13 protein-coding genes are annotated in these 14,536 nt (G+C 71.7%); 5 read left to right on the plus strand and 8 right to left on the minus strand.

The window, feature by feature from the left end; all coding sequences use genetic code 11:
* Nucleotides 1–113: 113 nt before the first annotated feature.
* The 4 genes from A3CE_RS0114540 (at nt 114) to A3CE_RS51120 (ending at nt 5,853) form a co-directional block, all read left to right on the plus strand.
* Nucleotides 114–1,271 (plus strand): EfeM/EfeO family lipoprotein, encoded by a 1,158-nt coding sequence (locus A3CE_RS0114540; protein WP_026468487.1) that lies wholly within the window; start codon nt 114–116, stop codon nt 1,269–1,271.
* Complete coding sequence (locus A3CE_RS0114545) at nt 1,268–2,467, plus strand: Dyp-type peroxidase (protein WP_020640824.1); 1,200 nt, start codon at nt 1,268–1,270, stop codon at nt 2,465–2,467. The genes A3CE_RS0114540 and A3CE_RS0114545 overlap by 4 nt, the downstream gene beginning before the upstream one ends.
* Nucleotides 2,468–2,499: 32 nt before the next feature.
* Nucleotides 2,500–4,122, plus strand: coding sequence for a phospholipase C (locus tag A3CE_RS0114550; protein ID WP_020640825.1), 1,623 nt, complete (start codon nt 2,500–2,502; stop codon nt 4,120–4,122).
* A 168-nt stretch (nt 4,123–4,290) separates the two neighbouring features.
* Nucleotides 4,291–5,853 (plus strand): transposase, encoded by a 1,563-nt coding sequence (locus A3CE_RS51120; protein WP_020638536.1) that lies wholly within the window; start codon nt 4,291–4,293, stop codon nt 5,851–5,853.
* A gap of 106 nt (nt 5,854–5,959) precedes the next feature.
* Here the strand turns inward: A3CE_RS51120 and A3CE_RS0114560 are convergent, their stop codons facing one another.
* Genes A3CE_RS0114560 through A3CE_RS0114580 form a run of 5 tightly spaced genes read right to left on the minus strand, consistent with a single transcriptional unit; the run spans nt 5,960 to nt 9,979 of the window.
* Complete coding sequence (locus A3CE_RS0114560) at nt 5,960–6,373, minus strand: ATP-binding protein (protein WP_020640827.1); 414 nt, start codon at nt 6,371–6,373, stop codon at nt 5,960–5,962.
* Nucleotides 6,374–6,393: 20 nt separating this feature from the next.
* Nucleotides 6,394–6,753 (minus strand): STAS domain-containing protein, encoded by a 360-nt coding sequence (locus A3CE_RS0114565; RefSeq protein ID WP_051183911.1) that lies wholly within the window; start codon nt 6,751–6,753, stop codon nt 6,394–6,396.
* Between the two features lie 34 nt (nt 6,754–6,787).
* Nucleotides 6,788–7,228 carry a response regulator gene (locus A3CE_RS0114570; protein ID WP_020640829.1) on the minus strand — a complete coding sequence of 147 codons (441 nt, stop codon included), beginning with the start codon at nt 7,226–7,228 and terminating at the stop codon, nt 6,788–6,790.
* Nucleotides 7,225–8,787: a sensor histidine kinase gene (locus tag A3CE_RS0114575; protein WP_020640830.1), complete on the minus strand. Its 1,563-nt coding sequence runs from the start codon at nt 8,785–8,787 to the stop codon at nt 7,225–7,227. Before A3CE_RS0114575 ends, A3CE_RS0114570 begins: the two co-directional genes overlap by 4 nt.
* Nucleotides 8,777–9,979: a PP2C family protein-serine/threonine phosphatase gene (locus tag A3CE_RS0114580; RefSeq protein WP_020640831.1), complete on the minus strand. Its 1,203-nt coding sequence runs from the start codon at nt 9,977–9,979 to the stop codon at nt 8,777–8,779. Before A3CE_RS0114580 ends, A3CE_RS0114575 begins: the two co-directional genes overlap by 11 nt.
* A 180-nt stretch (nt 9,980–10,159) precedes the next feature.
* Here A3CE_RS0114580 and A3CE_RS0114585 point away from each other — a divergent pair, with 180 nt between their 5' ends.
* Nucleotides 10,160–10,528: a hypothetical protein gene (locus tag A3CE_RS0114585; RefSeq protein WP_020640832.1), complete on the plus strand. Its 369-nt coding sequence runs from the start codon at nt 10,160–10,162 to the stop codon at nt 10,526–10,528.
* A gap of 38 nt (nt 10,529–10,566) precedes the next feature.
* On the opposite strand, the gene A3CE_RS0114590 is transcribed toward A3CE_RS0114585, so the two are convergent.
* The 3 genes from A3CE_RS0114590 to A3CE_RS0114600 all read right to left on the minus strand — a co-directional run bounded on the left by A3CE_RS0114590 (nt 10,567) and on the right by A3CE_RS0114600 (nt 14,485).
* Nucleotides 10,567–11,163, minus strand: coding sequence for a hypothetical protein (locus A3CE_RS0114590; RefSeq protein ID WP_026468488.1), 597 nt, complete (start codon nt 11,161–11,163; stop codon nt 10,567–10,569).
* Nucleotides 11,164–11,234: 71 nt separating this feature from the next.
* Nucleotides 11,235–11,948, minus strand: coding sequence for a GNAT family N-acetyltransferase (locus tag A3CE_RS0114595; RefSeq protein ID WP_020640833.1), 714 nt, complete (start codon nt 11,946–11,948; stop codon nt 11,235–11,237).
* A 44-nt stretch (nt 11,949–11,992) separates the two neighbouring features.
* Complete coding sequence (locus tag A3CE_RS0114600) at nt 11,993–14,485, minus strand: CHAT domain-containing protein (RefSeq protein ID WP_020640834.1); 2,493 nt, start codon at nt 14,483–14,485, stop codon at nt 11,993–11,995.
* Nucleotides 14,486–14,536 lie beyond the last annotated feature (51 nt).

Here is a 14,536-nt window from a genome sequence, read left to right on the forward strand (position 1 = left end):
GTGAATTCCCTTCTCTTGGCCCTATCCGATGCGGTTTTCCGGGCGCCAGGCTCGCATAATCCGGATCGACGATGGTCCGATCGAGTGACGGGAGAGTGTGCGTGCCGGGGTCAGTGCGAACACGCTGGGTCGTGGCGGGCGTGGTCGTGGCCGCGGCGGCGGGGGCCGTGGTGGCGTTCTGGCCGGACAGCGCGGCCGCGGGCGACCCCGAGATCGCCGTGTCGCGCTCGGCGTGCGGCACCGGCTGGGCGGACCCGAAACCCGGTCCGCAGACGTTCCGCCTGCACAACACCGGGTCCGTGACCGCGGAGGTCGACCTGATCGACCCGGCGACCGGCGTCGTCTACGGCGAGGTCGAGGGCCTCGGCCCGGCGACGACCCGGCCGCTGCGGGTCAACCTGGGCAACGGGAGCTACGCGTTCCGCTGCCTGCCCGAGGACGCCTCCGCCATCGTCGGGCCGGCCGTGCGGGTCACCGGCGGGGCCGAACGGACCGGGCCGGGCGTCGCGCCGGTGACGCACGACGACCTGCTCGGCCCGCTCAAGGCCTACCAGCAGCACGTGACGACAGGGCTCGGCGAGTTCGTCTCGAACACCGGCGCGCTGAAGAACGCCGTCCACGGCGGCGACCGCGCGGCGAGCGAGGCCGCCTGGCTGACGGCGCACCTGACCTACGAGGGGCTGGGCGCGGCCTACGACGCGTTCGGCGACTCCGACGGCGCGCTCAACGGCACGGCCGACGGCCTGCCCGGCGGCCCGGCCGACCCGGGCTTCACCGGCTTCCACCGCCTGGAGCAGGGGCTTTGGCACGGCGAGGACCTCGGCGCGCTCGCGGCCGTCGCCGACCAGCTGGACACCGGCGCCCGCGCGTTGCAGGCGTCCTTCGCCGACAGCCAGGTCGACGGCAACGACCTCGCGCTGCGCGCGCACGAGATCATGGAGAACACGCTGCAGTTCGAACTCACCGGCCGCACCGACTACGGCAGCGGCACGAACCTGGCCACGGCCCGCGCGAACCTCGACGGCACGCGCGCGGTGCTGGACGTCCTGCGCCCGCTGCTGACGCCGCGCTACCCGGATCTGTCCAAGGTGGACTCCTGGCTGACGCGCACGCAATCCGCTTTGGACGCCGCGCACCGGCCGGACGGCAGCTGGACACCGCTGGCCCAGCTGTCTCCGCGGGACCGGCAGAAGCTGAACGCCGACGTGAGCGAGCTGACCGAACTGCTGGCCCCGATCGCCGCGATCGCCGAGCCGAGGAGGGTGTCATGACGGACCTGCCTCGCCGTTCTTTCCTGCGCCGGGCCGCGATGGGCGCGGGACTCACCGTCGCCGCCGGGGCGGGACTGGGGGCCTCCGCCGCCGTCACCGACAGCAGGTCGCCCGTCCCGTTCCACGGGCCGAACCAGGCCGCCATCCTGCGGAAACCGCCGACGCAGACCATCGTCGCGTCGTTCGACGTCGTCGCCGACTCCAAGGCCGAGCTGACCGATCTCTTCCGCGCGATCACCGACCGGGCCCGGTTCCTGACCGCCGGCGGCGCCCCCGCCGCGCTCGGGATCACCGCGCCGCCCGCCGACTCCGGCGTGCTGGGGCCCGTGGTGCCCGGCGGCGATCTCGGCGTCATCCTCGGCGTCGGCGCGTCGCTCTTCGACGACCGCTACGGCCTGGCGAAGCTCAAGCCGGCCAAGCTGAAGCCGATGGCGACGTTCCCGAACGACGCGCTGGACCCCGCGCAGTGCCACGGCGACCTCAGCCTGGCCCTGTCGGCGAACTCCACCGACACCGTGCTGCACGCGCTGCGCGACATCGCCCGCGCGACCCGCGGCGGCATGCAGCTGCGCTGGAAGCTCACCGGGTTCAGCTCACCGCCCCGCCCGGAAGGGACCCCGCGGAACCTGATGGGGTTCAAGGACGGCACCGCCAACCCGACCGGGTCCGATGTGGACAGTCTGGTGTGGACGAACGGCGGCGGCGAACCGGCGTGGACCGCCGGCGGCAGCTACCAGGTGGTCCGCCTGATCCGGATGCTGGTCGAGTTCTGGGACCGCGTTTCGCTGGCGGAGCAGGAGAACATGTTCGGCCGCCGCCGCGACACCGGCGCCCCGCTCGACGGCACCGAGGAGACCGACGTCCCCCGGTACGCCGACGACCCGATCGGCACGGTGATCCCGCTGACCAGCCACATCCGGAAGGCGAACCCGCGCACCCCGGAGACCGACCCCAGCCGCATCCTGCGCCGCGCGGTGAACTACGACCGCGGCATCGACAGCAACGGCAACCTCGACATGGGCCTGCTGTTCGTCTGCTACCAGCAGGACCTGGAGCGCCAGTTCGAGGCGGTCCAGAAGCGGCTGGCCGACGAACCCCTGACCGACTACATCTCCCCGTTCGGCGGCGGCTACTTCTTCGCGCTGCCGGGCGTCACCGGCCCGGACGACCACTTCGGGCGCTCCCTGCTCGCCTGAAGGCGAAACCCACCAGGAAAGGAAAATCCACTGTGGAAAAGAGAACACGACGGCGACGGCGGGGCCTGCTCGGCGCCGGGGCGCTCGCGTCGGTCGCCACGCTGGCCGTCGTCACCGGCTCCGCGGCGAGCACCGCGGAGGCCCAGCCGCTGAACCTGTTCCCCGCGCACTGGATCCCCACGGCCACGCCGATCAAGCACGTCGTGGTCATCTTCGGCGAGAACATCTCGTTCGACCACTACTTCGGCACCTACCCGAACGCGGCCAACACCGACGGCACGCCGTTCACCGCCGCGCACGGCACCCCGAAGGTCAACGGCCTCGACCACAAGCTGCTGACCGACAACCCGAACGCGTACAACCCGAAGCGGCTCACGCACGAGCAGGCGCTGACCTGCGACCAGAACCACGAGTACAGCGCGGAGCAGGCCGCCTACAACGGCGGCAAGATGGACAAGTTCGTCGAGAAGACCGAGACCGACAAGTGCACCGGCCAGCCGATCCTGTTCGGCGAGCCGGGCCTGGTGATGGACTACTACGACGGCAACACCGTCACCGGCATGTGGAACTACGCGCAGCACTACGCGATGAACGACAACTCGTTCAACACGGTGTTCGGCCCGTCGACGCCGGGTGCGCTGAACCTGATCTCGGGCCAGACGCACGGCGTCCAGGCGGTCACTCCGGTGACGCACGAGCCGACTTCGGACACGTACGTGGTGGCTTCGCCCGACGCCAAGGGGGTCGGCACGGTCATCAACGACCCGGACCCGGCGTGGGACGACTGCTCGGACAAGAACCACACGAGCACGGACAACCTGGCGGCGATGAGCGGCCGCAACGTCGGTGACCTGCTCAACGACCGGCACGTCACGTGGGGCTGGTTCCAGGGCGGCTTCAAGCCGACCGGCACGGCCAACGGGTTCGCGGTGTGCGGCCAGACGCACAAGAACATCGGCGGCAACACGGCCACCGACTACAACCCGCACCACGAGCCGTTCCAGTACTACAAGTCGACGGCGAACCCGAAGCACCTGCCGCCGTCGTCGGTCGCGGCGATCGGCCAGACCGACCGCGCCAACCACCAGTACGACATCGCGGACTTCGACGCCTCCCTGCAGGCCGGTTCGATGCCCGCGGTGAGCTTCCTGAAGGCGCCGAACTATCAGGACGGCCACGCCGGCTACTCGGACCCGCTGGACGAGCAGCAGTTCGTCGTCAGCGAGATCAACAAGATCCAGCAGTCGCCGGATTGGAAGTCGACGGCGATCGTCCTGGCCTACGACGACTCGGACGGCTGGTACGACCACCAGAAGTCGCCGACCGTCAACGGCTCGCACGACGCGGCCGAGGACCAGGCGATCTGCACGGCCAAGCCGACGAAGGTGGGCGCCTACGCCGACCGCTGCGGCTACGGCCCGCGGCTGCCACTGCTGGTGATTTCGCCGTACAGCAAGGTGAACCACGTCGACCACACGGTGACGGACCAGACCTCGATCCTGAAGTTCATCGAGGACAACTGGTGCACCGGCGGCATCGGCGACTCGTCGTTCGACTCCCGGGCCGGCTCGTTGAACGGCATGTTCAACTTCTGGTGGCCGCAGGCACGCCGGGTGACGCTCGACCCGAAGACCGGCGCCGTGGTCAAGGGCTAGTGCGATGTCGTGAACGACTCTTTCCTGTCGTCCGGGGCCTGTTGCTTTTTGGTTGCCTGACACGTGGTGATGATCTTGCTGGTAGCGGTGGTCGGCGGGGATGATCGTGGTGTGGCAAGGGATTATCGGCCGGTTGATCGTGGGCAGGAGTTTCTGCTGCCGCCGTCGATGACAGAGTGGCTGCCAGAAGATCATCTGGTGTGGTTCGTGATCGCGGCGGTGGCACGGCTGGACACCACGGCGTTTCACCGCCGCGCGAAGCGCGGCGGTGTCGGGCGGCGGGGCTACGACCCGGACATGCTGCTCACCCTGTTCGTGTATGCCATGGCACATGGGGAGTCCTCCTCACGCCAGATCGAACGGCTGTGTCACACGGATGTGGCGTTCCGGATCATCTGCGCCCAAGACGTGCCAGACCACACCGTGCTGGCCCGGTTCCGCCAGCACCACGAGGCCGCGCTGACCGACCTGCTCACCGAGTCGCTGGTGCTGGCCGCGCAGCTGGGCATGGTGTCACTCGGGGTGGTCGCCTTCGACGGCACCAAGATCGCGGCGAACGCCAGCAAGGACACCAACCGCAGCGAGGACTACCTGCGCACACAGGCCGAGCAGTTCCTGGCCACCGTCGCGGAGACCGACACGGCCGAGGACGCCCGCTTCGGCGCCGACCGGCGCGGGGACGAACCACCGCCCGGGATGGACCGCACGCACCGTGACCAGCGGATCAGCCAGGCGCTGGAACAGATCCAGGCCCGGCGCGAGAAGGCCGAGCGGGCCGCGGCCGAGCAGGCCGAGACCACCCGGGCCTACGACCAGGCAGTCGCCGACGGCGCCACCCGGGCCGGGGCCCCGCCCAAGGGCGCGGACCGGGTGGCGGTGGCCAGGGCCCGCTGGGAACGCCTGCAGGCCGAGGCCCAGGCCCGTTATGCCGAGTTCCTGGCCCGTCCCCGCCCGCCGGGGCGGATGGTGGCACCGGACGAGCACCACAAGGTCCGCGCGGCCCGCGCCGCCTACGAGGCAGCACGCGCTCACACCGAGCGGACCGCCGCCGGACAGACCGCACCCGCCGCAGGCCAGCCCGCCGCATCGGCAGTGCCCGGACAGGCCGGAAAGGACCGGCTGACCGCGAACCTGACCGACCCGGACTCGCGGCTGCTCAAGACCCGCAACGGCTGGGTCCAGGGCTACAACTGCCAGACCGCGGCCAGCACCGACGAGTTCCTGATCTCCGCCCGCGCCACCCAGGACGCCAACGACCTCGAACAGTTCATCCCCACCAAAGACGACGTCACCGCCACCGCCGCGCACCTGGCCGAACGCACCGGCCGCACCGACCTCACCGTGGGAACCATGGTCGGCGACGCCGGCTACGACTCCGACACCAACCTCACCACCGACGGCCCGGACCGGCTCATCGCCGACGCCAAACGCCACGTCATCGACCGGCGCGCCGTCACCGACCCCGCCACCGGCGACCCACCCGACAACGCCACCCCACGCGAGAAAATGAACCACCGGCTCCGCACCCCCGACGGGCACGCCCTCTACAAACAACGCGCCCCGATGATCGAAACACCCTACGCCTGGGTCAAAGACCGCCGCGGACTCCGCCGCTTCGCCCGACGCGGCCTGGCCGCCGTCCAAGCCGAACTTTCCCTCGCCGCCGCCGTCACCAACCTGCTCAAACTCCGCACCAAAGGCATCACCACCACCCGACTCCGCACCACCTAGCACCAGGCCGGACACCCCGGCCCGCACACCGGGACGGCACGTCTCAGCCCCCCCCAGACAGCCAACACAAAAAACAACAGGCCCTCCGACGACAGGAAAGAGTCGTTCACGACGCCCGGCGGAGGTCCCAGGCCAGGGTGACGACGGTTCCCTCGTCGCCGGAGGTGATGTCCGCCCGGTCGGCACTCGCCCGCAGCAGCAGCAACCCGCGTCCCCGCACGGAAACCGGCCGCAGGTCCGCCACCGGGATCCGCCACCGGCCGTGGTCGCGGATCACCACCTCGATCCGGTCCGGATGCACCGCGGCGTCGAGGTCGACGACTCCCGAACCCGAACCGTCGTAAGCGTGGTCGGCCACGTTCGCCAGCGCCTCGTAACTGGCCAGCACGATGTCCTGGGCCCGGGTCTCGTCGACGCCCGCCGCGAGGACCCACGCCATCAGGTCGTGGCGAAGCCGCCGCAGGACCTGCGGGACCGCTTCCACGCCGTGGCAGCGGAACGGACCCGCCGGTTCGGCCATCGGAGCTCGTCCGGCGCCCGTCACGGGTGGAGCGCCTCGTCGATCGTCGCGTGGAGGCCGATCCACGTGTCGAGCCCGGTGGTCTTCAGCGGTCCCGACGTCACCGCCGAGTCGCTCACCACCCGCAGCGCGCGCTCGGCCAGCCTGCGGTGCGCCGCCGCGAGCACCTGCAGGCCCGCCGAGCAGAAGAACGTCACCTCGCGCAGGTCGACCACCAGCTTCTCCGGCTCCCTGGCCAGCACCGCGTCGACGACGTCGGCGAACTCCGGCGCGCTGAGCAGGTCGATCTCCCCCGCCACGCCCAGCACTGCGGCCCGCCCCCGCCAGTCGAGCGTGACCGCCAGCTCGGTGGCGGGGAGGTCCCGTGATGAAGAGGTCACGGCCACTTATCGTGCCCGACTCCCCGCCAAACGGCTACCGGTGGGGCAGTTGCACCACGGTGACCCAGAAATCGTCGATCTTCCGGACCACCTCGATGAACTTCTCGAAGTCGACCGGCTTGGTGACGTAGGCGTTGGCGTGCAGTTCGTAGCTGCGCAGGATGTCCTCCTCCGCTTCGGACGTGGTCAGCACGACCACCGGGATCGTGCACAGCCCCGGGTCGCGCTTGATCTCGCCGAGCAGCTCCCGGCCGTCCTTGCGGGGCAGGTTGAGGTCGAGCAGGATCAGCCCCGGCCGCGGTGCCTCCCCGAAGCGGCCCTCGCGCTTGAGGAACTCGAGCGCCTCGACGCCGTCGCTCACGACGTGCAGCGCGTTGCGGATCTTGTGGTGCTCGAACGCTTCCCGGGTCATCAGCACGTCCCCGGGATCGTCCTCGACGAGCAGGATGTCGATCGGGGCGGGCGCCTGGCTCATGCGTCCCCCTTGTCTTCGCCGGCCGGCAGGGTGAAGCGGAACGTCGTGTCCGAAGCCTCGGTGTCGAGCCAGATCCGGCCGCCGTGGTGCTCGACGATCCGGCGGCACAGGGCCAGGCCGATGCCGGTGCCCGGGTACGCGGTGCGTGTGTGCAGCCGCTGGAACAAGGCGAACACCCGTTCCGCGTACTCCGCGTCGATGCCGATCCCGGTGTCCGACACGGAAAACACCCAGTCTTCGCCGTCGCGCTCGGCGGTGACCCGCACCTCCGGCGGCGCCTCGCCCTTGAACTTCAGCGCGTTGCCGATCAGGTTCTGGAACACCGCCGTCATCAGGGCCGGCTCGACGCGCACCTCGGGCAGGGCGCCGCGGCTGACCTTGCCGCCGCTCAGCGACAGCGCGACGTCCAGGTTCCCGAGCGCGTCGTCGACCAGCGCGCCCGCGTCGACCAGCACGTGCTCGCCCGGCCGCCGGCCGACCCGGGAGAACGCCAGCAGGTCGTTGATCAGCACCTGCATCCGCTTCGCGCCGTCGACGGCGTACTCGATGTACTGCTCGCCGCGCTCGTCGAGCAGCCCCTGGTACCGCCGCTGGAGCAGCTGGCAGAAGCTGGCCACCTTCCGCAGCGGCTCCTGCAGGTCGTGCGAAGCGACGTAGGCGAACTGCTCCAGGTCGGCGTTGGACCGCTCCAGCTCGCGCGTCCGCCGGTCCAGCATGGCGTTGGACTGCTCCGCCTCCCGCGTCCGCCGGTCCAGCAGCGCGTGCGCCCGCTCGAGTTCGGCGACCTCGTCGAGGATGCGCTGCCGCATCGCCTCGACGTCGGCGCCGAGCTGGGCGATCTCGCGCGGCCCGCTCCCGTGCACCGGGTGGTGGACGTCGGACTCGGCGACTTGGCGGACCTCACCGGCCAGCCGCAGAATCGGCCGGGTGATCACCTGCCGCAAGCCGAGGAACAGCACCGCGAACAGCAGCAGGACCAGTACGGCGACGGCGACCAGCATCGCGTTCAGGAAGCTGGCCGCCGCGTCCAGCTCGGCACGCCCGGTGTCGCGGACCGCGGCGAGGTGGGCGAGCTGGGTGTCGAGGGCCGCGCGCACCGCGACGAACTGCACCCGGCCGCGCTCGACCTGGGCCGGGGTGACCGGCGGCGCGCCGGGCGCGATGGTGGGCGCGGCCGTGGCCTGCCACGTCGCGGCCGCCCGCAGCACGGCTTCCAGATCGTCGCCGATTCCGGTGCCCGGCACCGCGCCGTACTGCCGCAGCTGAGCCACGGCGTCGGCCTCCGCCCGCATGCCGTCGGTGTAGGGCGCGAGGAAGTCCGGCTGCCGGCCCAGCTGGTAGCCGCGGACTCCGGTTTCCTGGTTCAGCAGTGCGGTGGACAACTGGATGGCACCGAGCCGCTGCGGCCCGATGACGTCGAGCAGGCGGTTGCGGGCGTCGGTGAGGTTGTTCAGCGCGATCCCGCCCCCGACCAGCGCGGCGAGCAGCAGCACGGTCTCGCCGACGGCGAGCAGGGCGAGCCAGCGGCCGATCGGCCAGCGGCGGACGTCAACGCTCATCGGCCGGGTCTCCGTGATCGTGGCTGAGCAGGGCGAGGGCGACGTCGTCGTCGAGTGGTCCGGAGTTGAGCCGTTCGGCCCGGGCGATCAGCTCGTCGAGCAGGTCCCGGCCGTGCATCCCGGTCTCCCGCTTGATGTCGAGCACCAGCGCGGCCATCCGCTCGTGGCCGAGCCGCTCGGAGCCGGCGCCGACACGGCCCTCGAACACGCCGTCGGTGTACAGCAGCAACGACCATCCGGGCTCCAGCGGCACTTCGACGGCGTCCCACTTGGCGCCGTCGACGATGCCGAGCGGGACGCCGAGGCTCCTCCCGGTGAGCAGATGCCCGTCGCCGGGGGTGAGCAGCAGCGGCGGGAGGTGCCCGGCCAGCGACAGGCGCAGGGATCTCCGGTCCGGCGCGATGACGACCATGCAGACGGTGGCGAACAGCGGCTCGATCCGTTCGTGCACCAGGACCCGCTCGACCATGCTCAGCACGTCGGCCATCGGCAGGCCGGCCATCACGAGCGAGCGCCACGCGATGCGCAGCGCGACGCCGAGCGCGGCCTCGTCGGGCCCGTGGCCGCAGACGTCGCCGATCATCATGTGCACGGCGCCGTCGGCGAGCTCGATCGCGTCGTAGAAGTCGCCGCCCAGCAGGGAACCGTTGCGGCCGGGCCGGTAGCGGGAGGCCAGGTCGAGGTGCGGGTCGCGCAGCAGCGGGCTGGGCAGCAGGCCGCGTTCGAGCCGCGCGTTTTCGCGGGCGAGCAGCTGCTGCTGCAGGAATTGCTGCTCGACCTGCTCGGCACGCTTGCGTTCGCGGGCGAAGCGCAGCGCCTTCACCAGCAGCGGCCCGTCCACCTGGTCCTTGACGAGGTAGTCCTGCGCGCCGGCGGCGACCGCGGCGACGCCGGTGGCCTGGTCGTGCTGGCCGGTCAGGACGACCACCGCGACGCCGGGCGCGTGCTGGCCGAGCTTGGTCAGGCCGGACAGGCCCATGGCGTCGGGCAGCTGCAGGTCGAGCACGACGCAGTCGGCGGTGAGCGGGCCGCCGAGCGCGGCGGAAAGGGTCTCGACGCGTTCGAGTGAGTACTCCACCGACGTGTCCGCCAGCATCTCCTCGACCAGCAGCGCGTCGCCGTCGTCGTCCTCGATCAGCAGCACCCGCAGGCGGGTGCCGGGATCCCACGATAGGTCGTGCGCGGCGGTCACCGGCTTCTCCCGTTCGGCTGCTCTCGAGTCAGCGGATCCAGACGATCACCCTAGCGGCACCGGCTGCGGAACCGGTCCCACTGAGGTAGCGCTTTATAGCACTCCGGTGTGACACCGGGCGCGTAACGGTTCGGTTCACGACTGTCTCGGAGCCGGGCGATCCGGGCCTACGCTCCGGCCATGTCCGCGACCCCGGCGCCGCGCGCCGCCCTCGCCTGGTGGGGCGCGACGGCGTGCTGGTTCCTCGGCACGCTGGCCGGCCGGCTGACGGGCAGCGCCACCGCGATCACCGGAGCCGTCCCGCTGCCGGTCGCGGTGCTCCTCTTCGCGGTCTGCGCCGGGCTCTGGGCGCTGCTCGTCCACGGCGTCCACCGCGGGGTGAAAGGCGCCCGGGTCGCGCTGGGGATCGCAGGCGCGCTCGGCATCGTGGACCTGGTGGTGCAGCTGGTCGGGGACGCCGTGACGGGCAACGCGGTGCACGGCGGGTTCTTCCTGGCCGCGCTGGCCCTTTCGGGCGCCGGCTTCGTGCTGATGTTCAGGCCCCGCTGAACGTTCGGCGCGTGGCCCGGGTGGGGGTGAACGGCCGATCAGCGGTTCCGGCCGCCGTGGCCGTGCTGCTGCCACGAGCTGACCACCGAACTCATGTACGCGCGCCACTGGTCCTCCGGCGACAGCGACGATGTCGACGGCGCCGTCGTCGTGTCGGCGGGCGCGGGTTTGCGTCCCGCCGCGGCAGGCGCGTGCGTGGTCTCGACCGGAGAGTCGTGCACCTTGGCGGTGAGCGGGGGCGGCGCCGCGGAGGCACTCATCGTCTCCACCGCTTCGCTCGAAGCCGGCGGCTGGGCCGGGACGGACGCCCCCGGCGGCGGGACGGCCGTCCCGCCGACCTGCTGCGGCTGGAACAGCACGACGGCGGCCAATCCGAGCGCGACGGCCGCGCCCGCGGCGAGGACGTACGGCTTGGCGCGGCGGGACCGGTCGGCGGGCGGGCTCTCCTGGGGACGTTCTCCGGGCTCTTCCGCGGCCAGTTCGGCGTCGAGCACGGCCAGGAGGTCGGGGGCGGGCTCGGATTCCTCGGCGAGCTTCGCGTCGAGTTCGCCGCGGATCACCAGTGGCCTCGTCTGCGAGAGGTCCACCAGTTCGGCGACCGAGGGAAGCTCTCCCTCACCGCCCGTGCGTGCCATCGAACGACCTCCACCCTGTCGGCGTCGTGCGGGGTCACCCTACTGGGCGACTACAGCCCGAAGCTCCCCGGTCAGCGCCACCAGTTCGCGTCGCCGAGGTGGACGAACCCGAGCTTGTCGTAGAGCGGGCGGCCGGACCGGGAAGCGGAGAGCGTGACGGGCACGTCTTCGAAGTGCCGCAGCACGGCGTACATCAGTTCGCGGCCGATGCCGCGAGAGCGATGCTCCGGCAGCGTCGTCACCCAGTAGACGCCGCCGACCCCGCCGTGAGCCATCGTGAGGCAGGCGCCGACGTGCCCGTGGGCGAAGAAGGCGGGGCCGTCCTGCGCGAGCAACGCCGGCGGGAACACCGCGCCCGCCCGGAGCGGCTGGTACTCCTCCAGCGGAAAGCCGTGCACGATGAGGTCTTCGGCTTTCCCGAGAGCCTCGGCCGTGGTCACGCGGGAGATCCCGCCGGGGTCCGGCACCGGCGCGGGTTCCCAGACCAGCACGGGCAGCTGCCCGGCGGTCATCCCCAGCGCCCCGAGGTCGAGCACGCGAAACGGATCCTCGACGACGACGGTCCGCCCGTCCTCCCGGCGCGCGCGGGCGAGTTCGGTCAGTTCGACGACCGCGGCCTCGCCGGGATCGGCGCTCCGCACCATGATCCGGAACCGGCGCCCGTCGATGGCGGTGAAGGCGGGACGTTCGAGCACGTCGTCACCGCGGGCGCGGGCGAGGGCGGTCCACGTCGCGACGGCGTTGTCGGAAGCCTGCCGCAGGCGCTCGGTGAGCAGTCCGGTCATGCCGGGCAGCCTAGAGCCGGCGCCGGCCGGGCGACCGGTTCGGCTCAGCCCGCGCCGAGGCACACGAACGGACGCCGGAACGGATCCACCGCGATCGCGTCGGCCAGCGCCAGCGCCGGGCTGTCCCGGATCGCCAGCGCGCGGTAGTAGTCGTCCATCGCGGCCGCCGAGGCGAGATCCCCGACGCGGGAGAGGGGCGCGATCACCGTCCGGGAGCCGCTCGCCAGCAAGGCGCTGGCGAACCCCAGCGCTTCGTCGCCCGGCCGGATCCGGTTCAGCGCCAGCTCGCACGCGGCGAACACCACCTGCCGCGGCGGCTGGCGCAGCCCGGCCATCTCGTGGCCGAACAGGGCGCCGTCGGCCAGTTCGAGCCGGGAGAACAACGCGTTTTCCGGCTCGTGCGCGCCGTGCGCGGCGAAGTGCGCGAGCTTCGCCCCGTCCATCGCGCGCAGCACGGACTTCACCGTGGCCTTGGCGCCGGTCATCGTCGTCGCGGTGCGGTAGTGCGTGGTCAGCTTCTCGAGCTCACCGCGGGCGCCAGCCAGTCCCGGCCCGCGGACGAGCACGATCTTGCGGGCACGCGGCGACTTCGTGAGTTCGGCGGCGAGCCACGCGGTCGCCGACGGCGCGACCACGGTCGGCCGCCCCCGCAGGCCCGGCAGCACCCCCCACGGCACGGCGTAGAGCGGCCCGGTCGGGACGATGACCAGATCGCGGTCGCCGAACAGCTCGGCCAGCGGCTGGATCAGCTGCGCGTCGAGCTTGTCCGCCTGCTTGCGCGCCGAAGCCATGACGACCTCGGCCAGCCGCTCGGGCAGGTTGTCGGGCGCGAGCGCGTCGAGGTCGACGTTCAGCACGCGCGCCGACTCGGCGGCGGCTTCGGCGGACCCGAGCCGCACGAGCCGGCACTCACCCCCGGCGATGACGACGGCGACGAGGTCGTCACCGGAAGCGGCGAAGCTGACCATGGCCCGCTCGCCGAGCCGCGAGACGACCTCGTGGAGGCCGGCCAACGGCCGCGGCCTCCCCCAGCGCCCGGTGTGCCAGCCGAGCCGCTGAGCTTCCCGCAGGCGTTCGTTGTACTTCGCCCGCAGACCGGCGATCGGGTGCCCGTCGTGCTGGGCTTCCTGGATCGCCTGGCCGAGCCCCCGCACCTCGGCGACGCGGGCGGCGAGCGCCGGATCGGTCCCGGCGGACAGCGGTTCGTAGCGGTAGGTCTGGGCGCGGGTCCGTTCGAGCCAGACGAACAGGCGCCGCGCGTCGTTGCGTTCGAGCACGAGCTTGACGGCGAGATCGGCGAGCTCCTGGCCGTGAAGAGCGGTCCCGGACACGAGATCGAGCCCACCCATCCGATCACGGACGGCGTCCAGCTCGGTGAGCCCGGACCGGATCTCGGTGAGCGCCTTGACCCGGTTCCCCTGAGCGACGGCGAGTTCGGCCCGGCAGAGCCGGCGAAGCATCCGGTAGTCGATGGGCGTCAGCTGCCCGGGGCGCGGAACCTTCCGGAGGGTCTCGACAGCACGCTTGAGGTTCCCGCGCCGGATGTCCAGCCGGATGGCGAGCATCCGCGCGGTGCCTGCCTGCTCGGCCAGCCGGGGAAGCTGCATCTTTTCCGCGGTCCGCAACGCCCTCACCGGCAGGGCGGAGGGCAGCGCCCCGCTCGACACCGCGTCGCGCACGTCGGCCTGCAGACCGAGGACGGTCGCGTTGGCGACGCAGGTCTGGCAGCCCACCCGCAACAGGAGCCGGCGGGCGGAGGAGGCGGTTTGCCGGGCGAATTCGACGTCATCGCTCAACAAGGCGGCCGAAGCGCGCAGCAGCTCCGCAACGCCCAGGTGACCCACGATGCCGCGGTCCGCGGTCAGCCGGGAGATCAGGTCGTCCAGGTGACTCCCGGCTTCGTCGGCCAGCCCGGCGGCCAGCAGGGCTTTCGCCTGCTCCATCGGCAGCAGGACCGGCGTCTCCATGTCCAGCGCGCGGTACGTCCGCTCGCTCTCCTCGAACAGCCGCAGAGCCTCCGGCACGTCGCCGGTCCGCAGCGCGAGCGTTCCGAGGACACGCCGGACGTCGGCGGCCTCGCCCCGCACCTCGTACTTCTCCGCCAGCTCCAGTGCCCGGACCAAGTCCGCGCGGGCCTCGTTCACGTTGCCGAGCTTGGTGTGCACCCAGCCACGGGACGACAGGGTCACCACGAAAGCGCGCATCTGCGGCGCCGGATCGCCGCCCTGGGCAAGCAGGTATTCCTTGTCCTCGAGGGAGGCGTCGAAGGACGCGAGGCTGCCCTCGTGGCGCCCGGCCGTCATGAGCCGCATGGCGTAGTTGTGGTTCAAGGCGCTGTTCAGCTCGGCCCGCAGCGCCGGGTCGGCGACGGCGTCCACGAGCAGCCGCACGTCGTCCAGCCCGGCCAAGCCGGCGGCGGTGTCCCCCGTGATCTCCGAGGACATCCCGGCCAGGGTACTCGCCACCTTGATCCGGGTGACCAGCCAGTCGGTGCGGTGCTCGCCGGCGACCGGGTGGATTGAGTCCAGCAGGCTCATGCCCCGCCGCAGGTGCTTGACTCCCTGGTGGAAACGCCCGAGACACGACGC

It is taken from the genome of Amycolatopsis balhimycina FH 1894 (genome assembly GCF_000384295.1).
Lineage (GTDB): Bacteria > Actinomycetota > Actinomycetes > Mycobacteriales > Pseudonocardiaceae > Amycolatopsis > Amycolatopsis balhimycina.

Bases quoted from the DNA above. Each gene is read 5' to 3' on its own strand.
- A3CE_RS51120 (WP_020638536.1), top strand. From the start codon at position 4,291: ATGACAGAGTGGCTGCCAGAAGATCATCTGGTGTGGTTCGTGATCGCG.
- A3CE_RS0114585 (WP_020640832.1), top strand. From the start codon at position 10,160: ATGTCCGCGACCCCGGCGCCGCGCGCCGCCCTCGCCTGGTGGGGCGCG.
- A3CE_RS0114600 (WP_020640834.1), bottom strand. From the start codon at position 14,485: ATGAGCCTGCTGGACTCAATCCACCCGGTCGCCGGCGAGCACCGCACC.
- A3CE_RS0114590 (WP_026468488.1), bottom strand. From the start codon at position 11,163: ATGGCACGCACGGGCGGTGAGGGAGAGCTTCCCTCGGTCGCCGAACTG.
- A3CE_RS0114560 (WP_020640827.1), bottom strand. From the start codon at position 6,373: ATGGCCGAACCGGCGGGTCCGTTCCGCTGCCACGGCGTGGAAGCGGTC.
- A3CE_RS0114545 (WP_020640824.1), top strand. From the start codon at position 1,268: ATGACGGACCTGCCTCGCCGTTCTTTCCTGCGCCGGGCCGCGATGGGC.
- A3CE_RS0114575 (WP_020640830.1), bottom strand. From the start codon at position 8,787: ATGAGCGTTGACGTCCGCCGCTGGCCGATCGGCCGCTGGCTCGCCCTG.
- A3CE_RS0114595 (WP_020640833.1), bottom strand. From the start codon at position 11,948: ATGACCGGACTGCTCACCGAGCGCCTGCGGCAGGCTTCCGACAACGCC.
- A3CE_RS0114570 (WP_020640829.1), bottom strand. From the start codon at position 7,228: ATGAGCCAGGCGCCCGCCCCGATCGACATCCTGCTCGTCGAGGACGAT.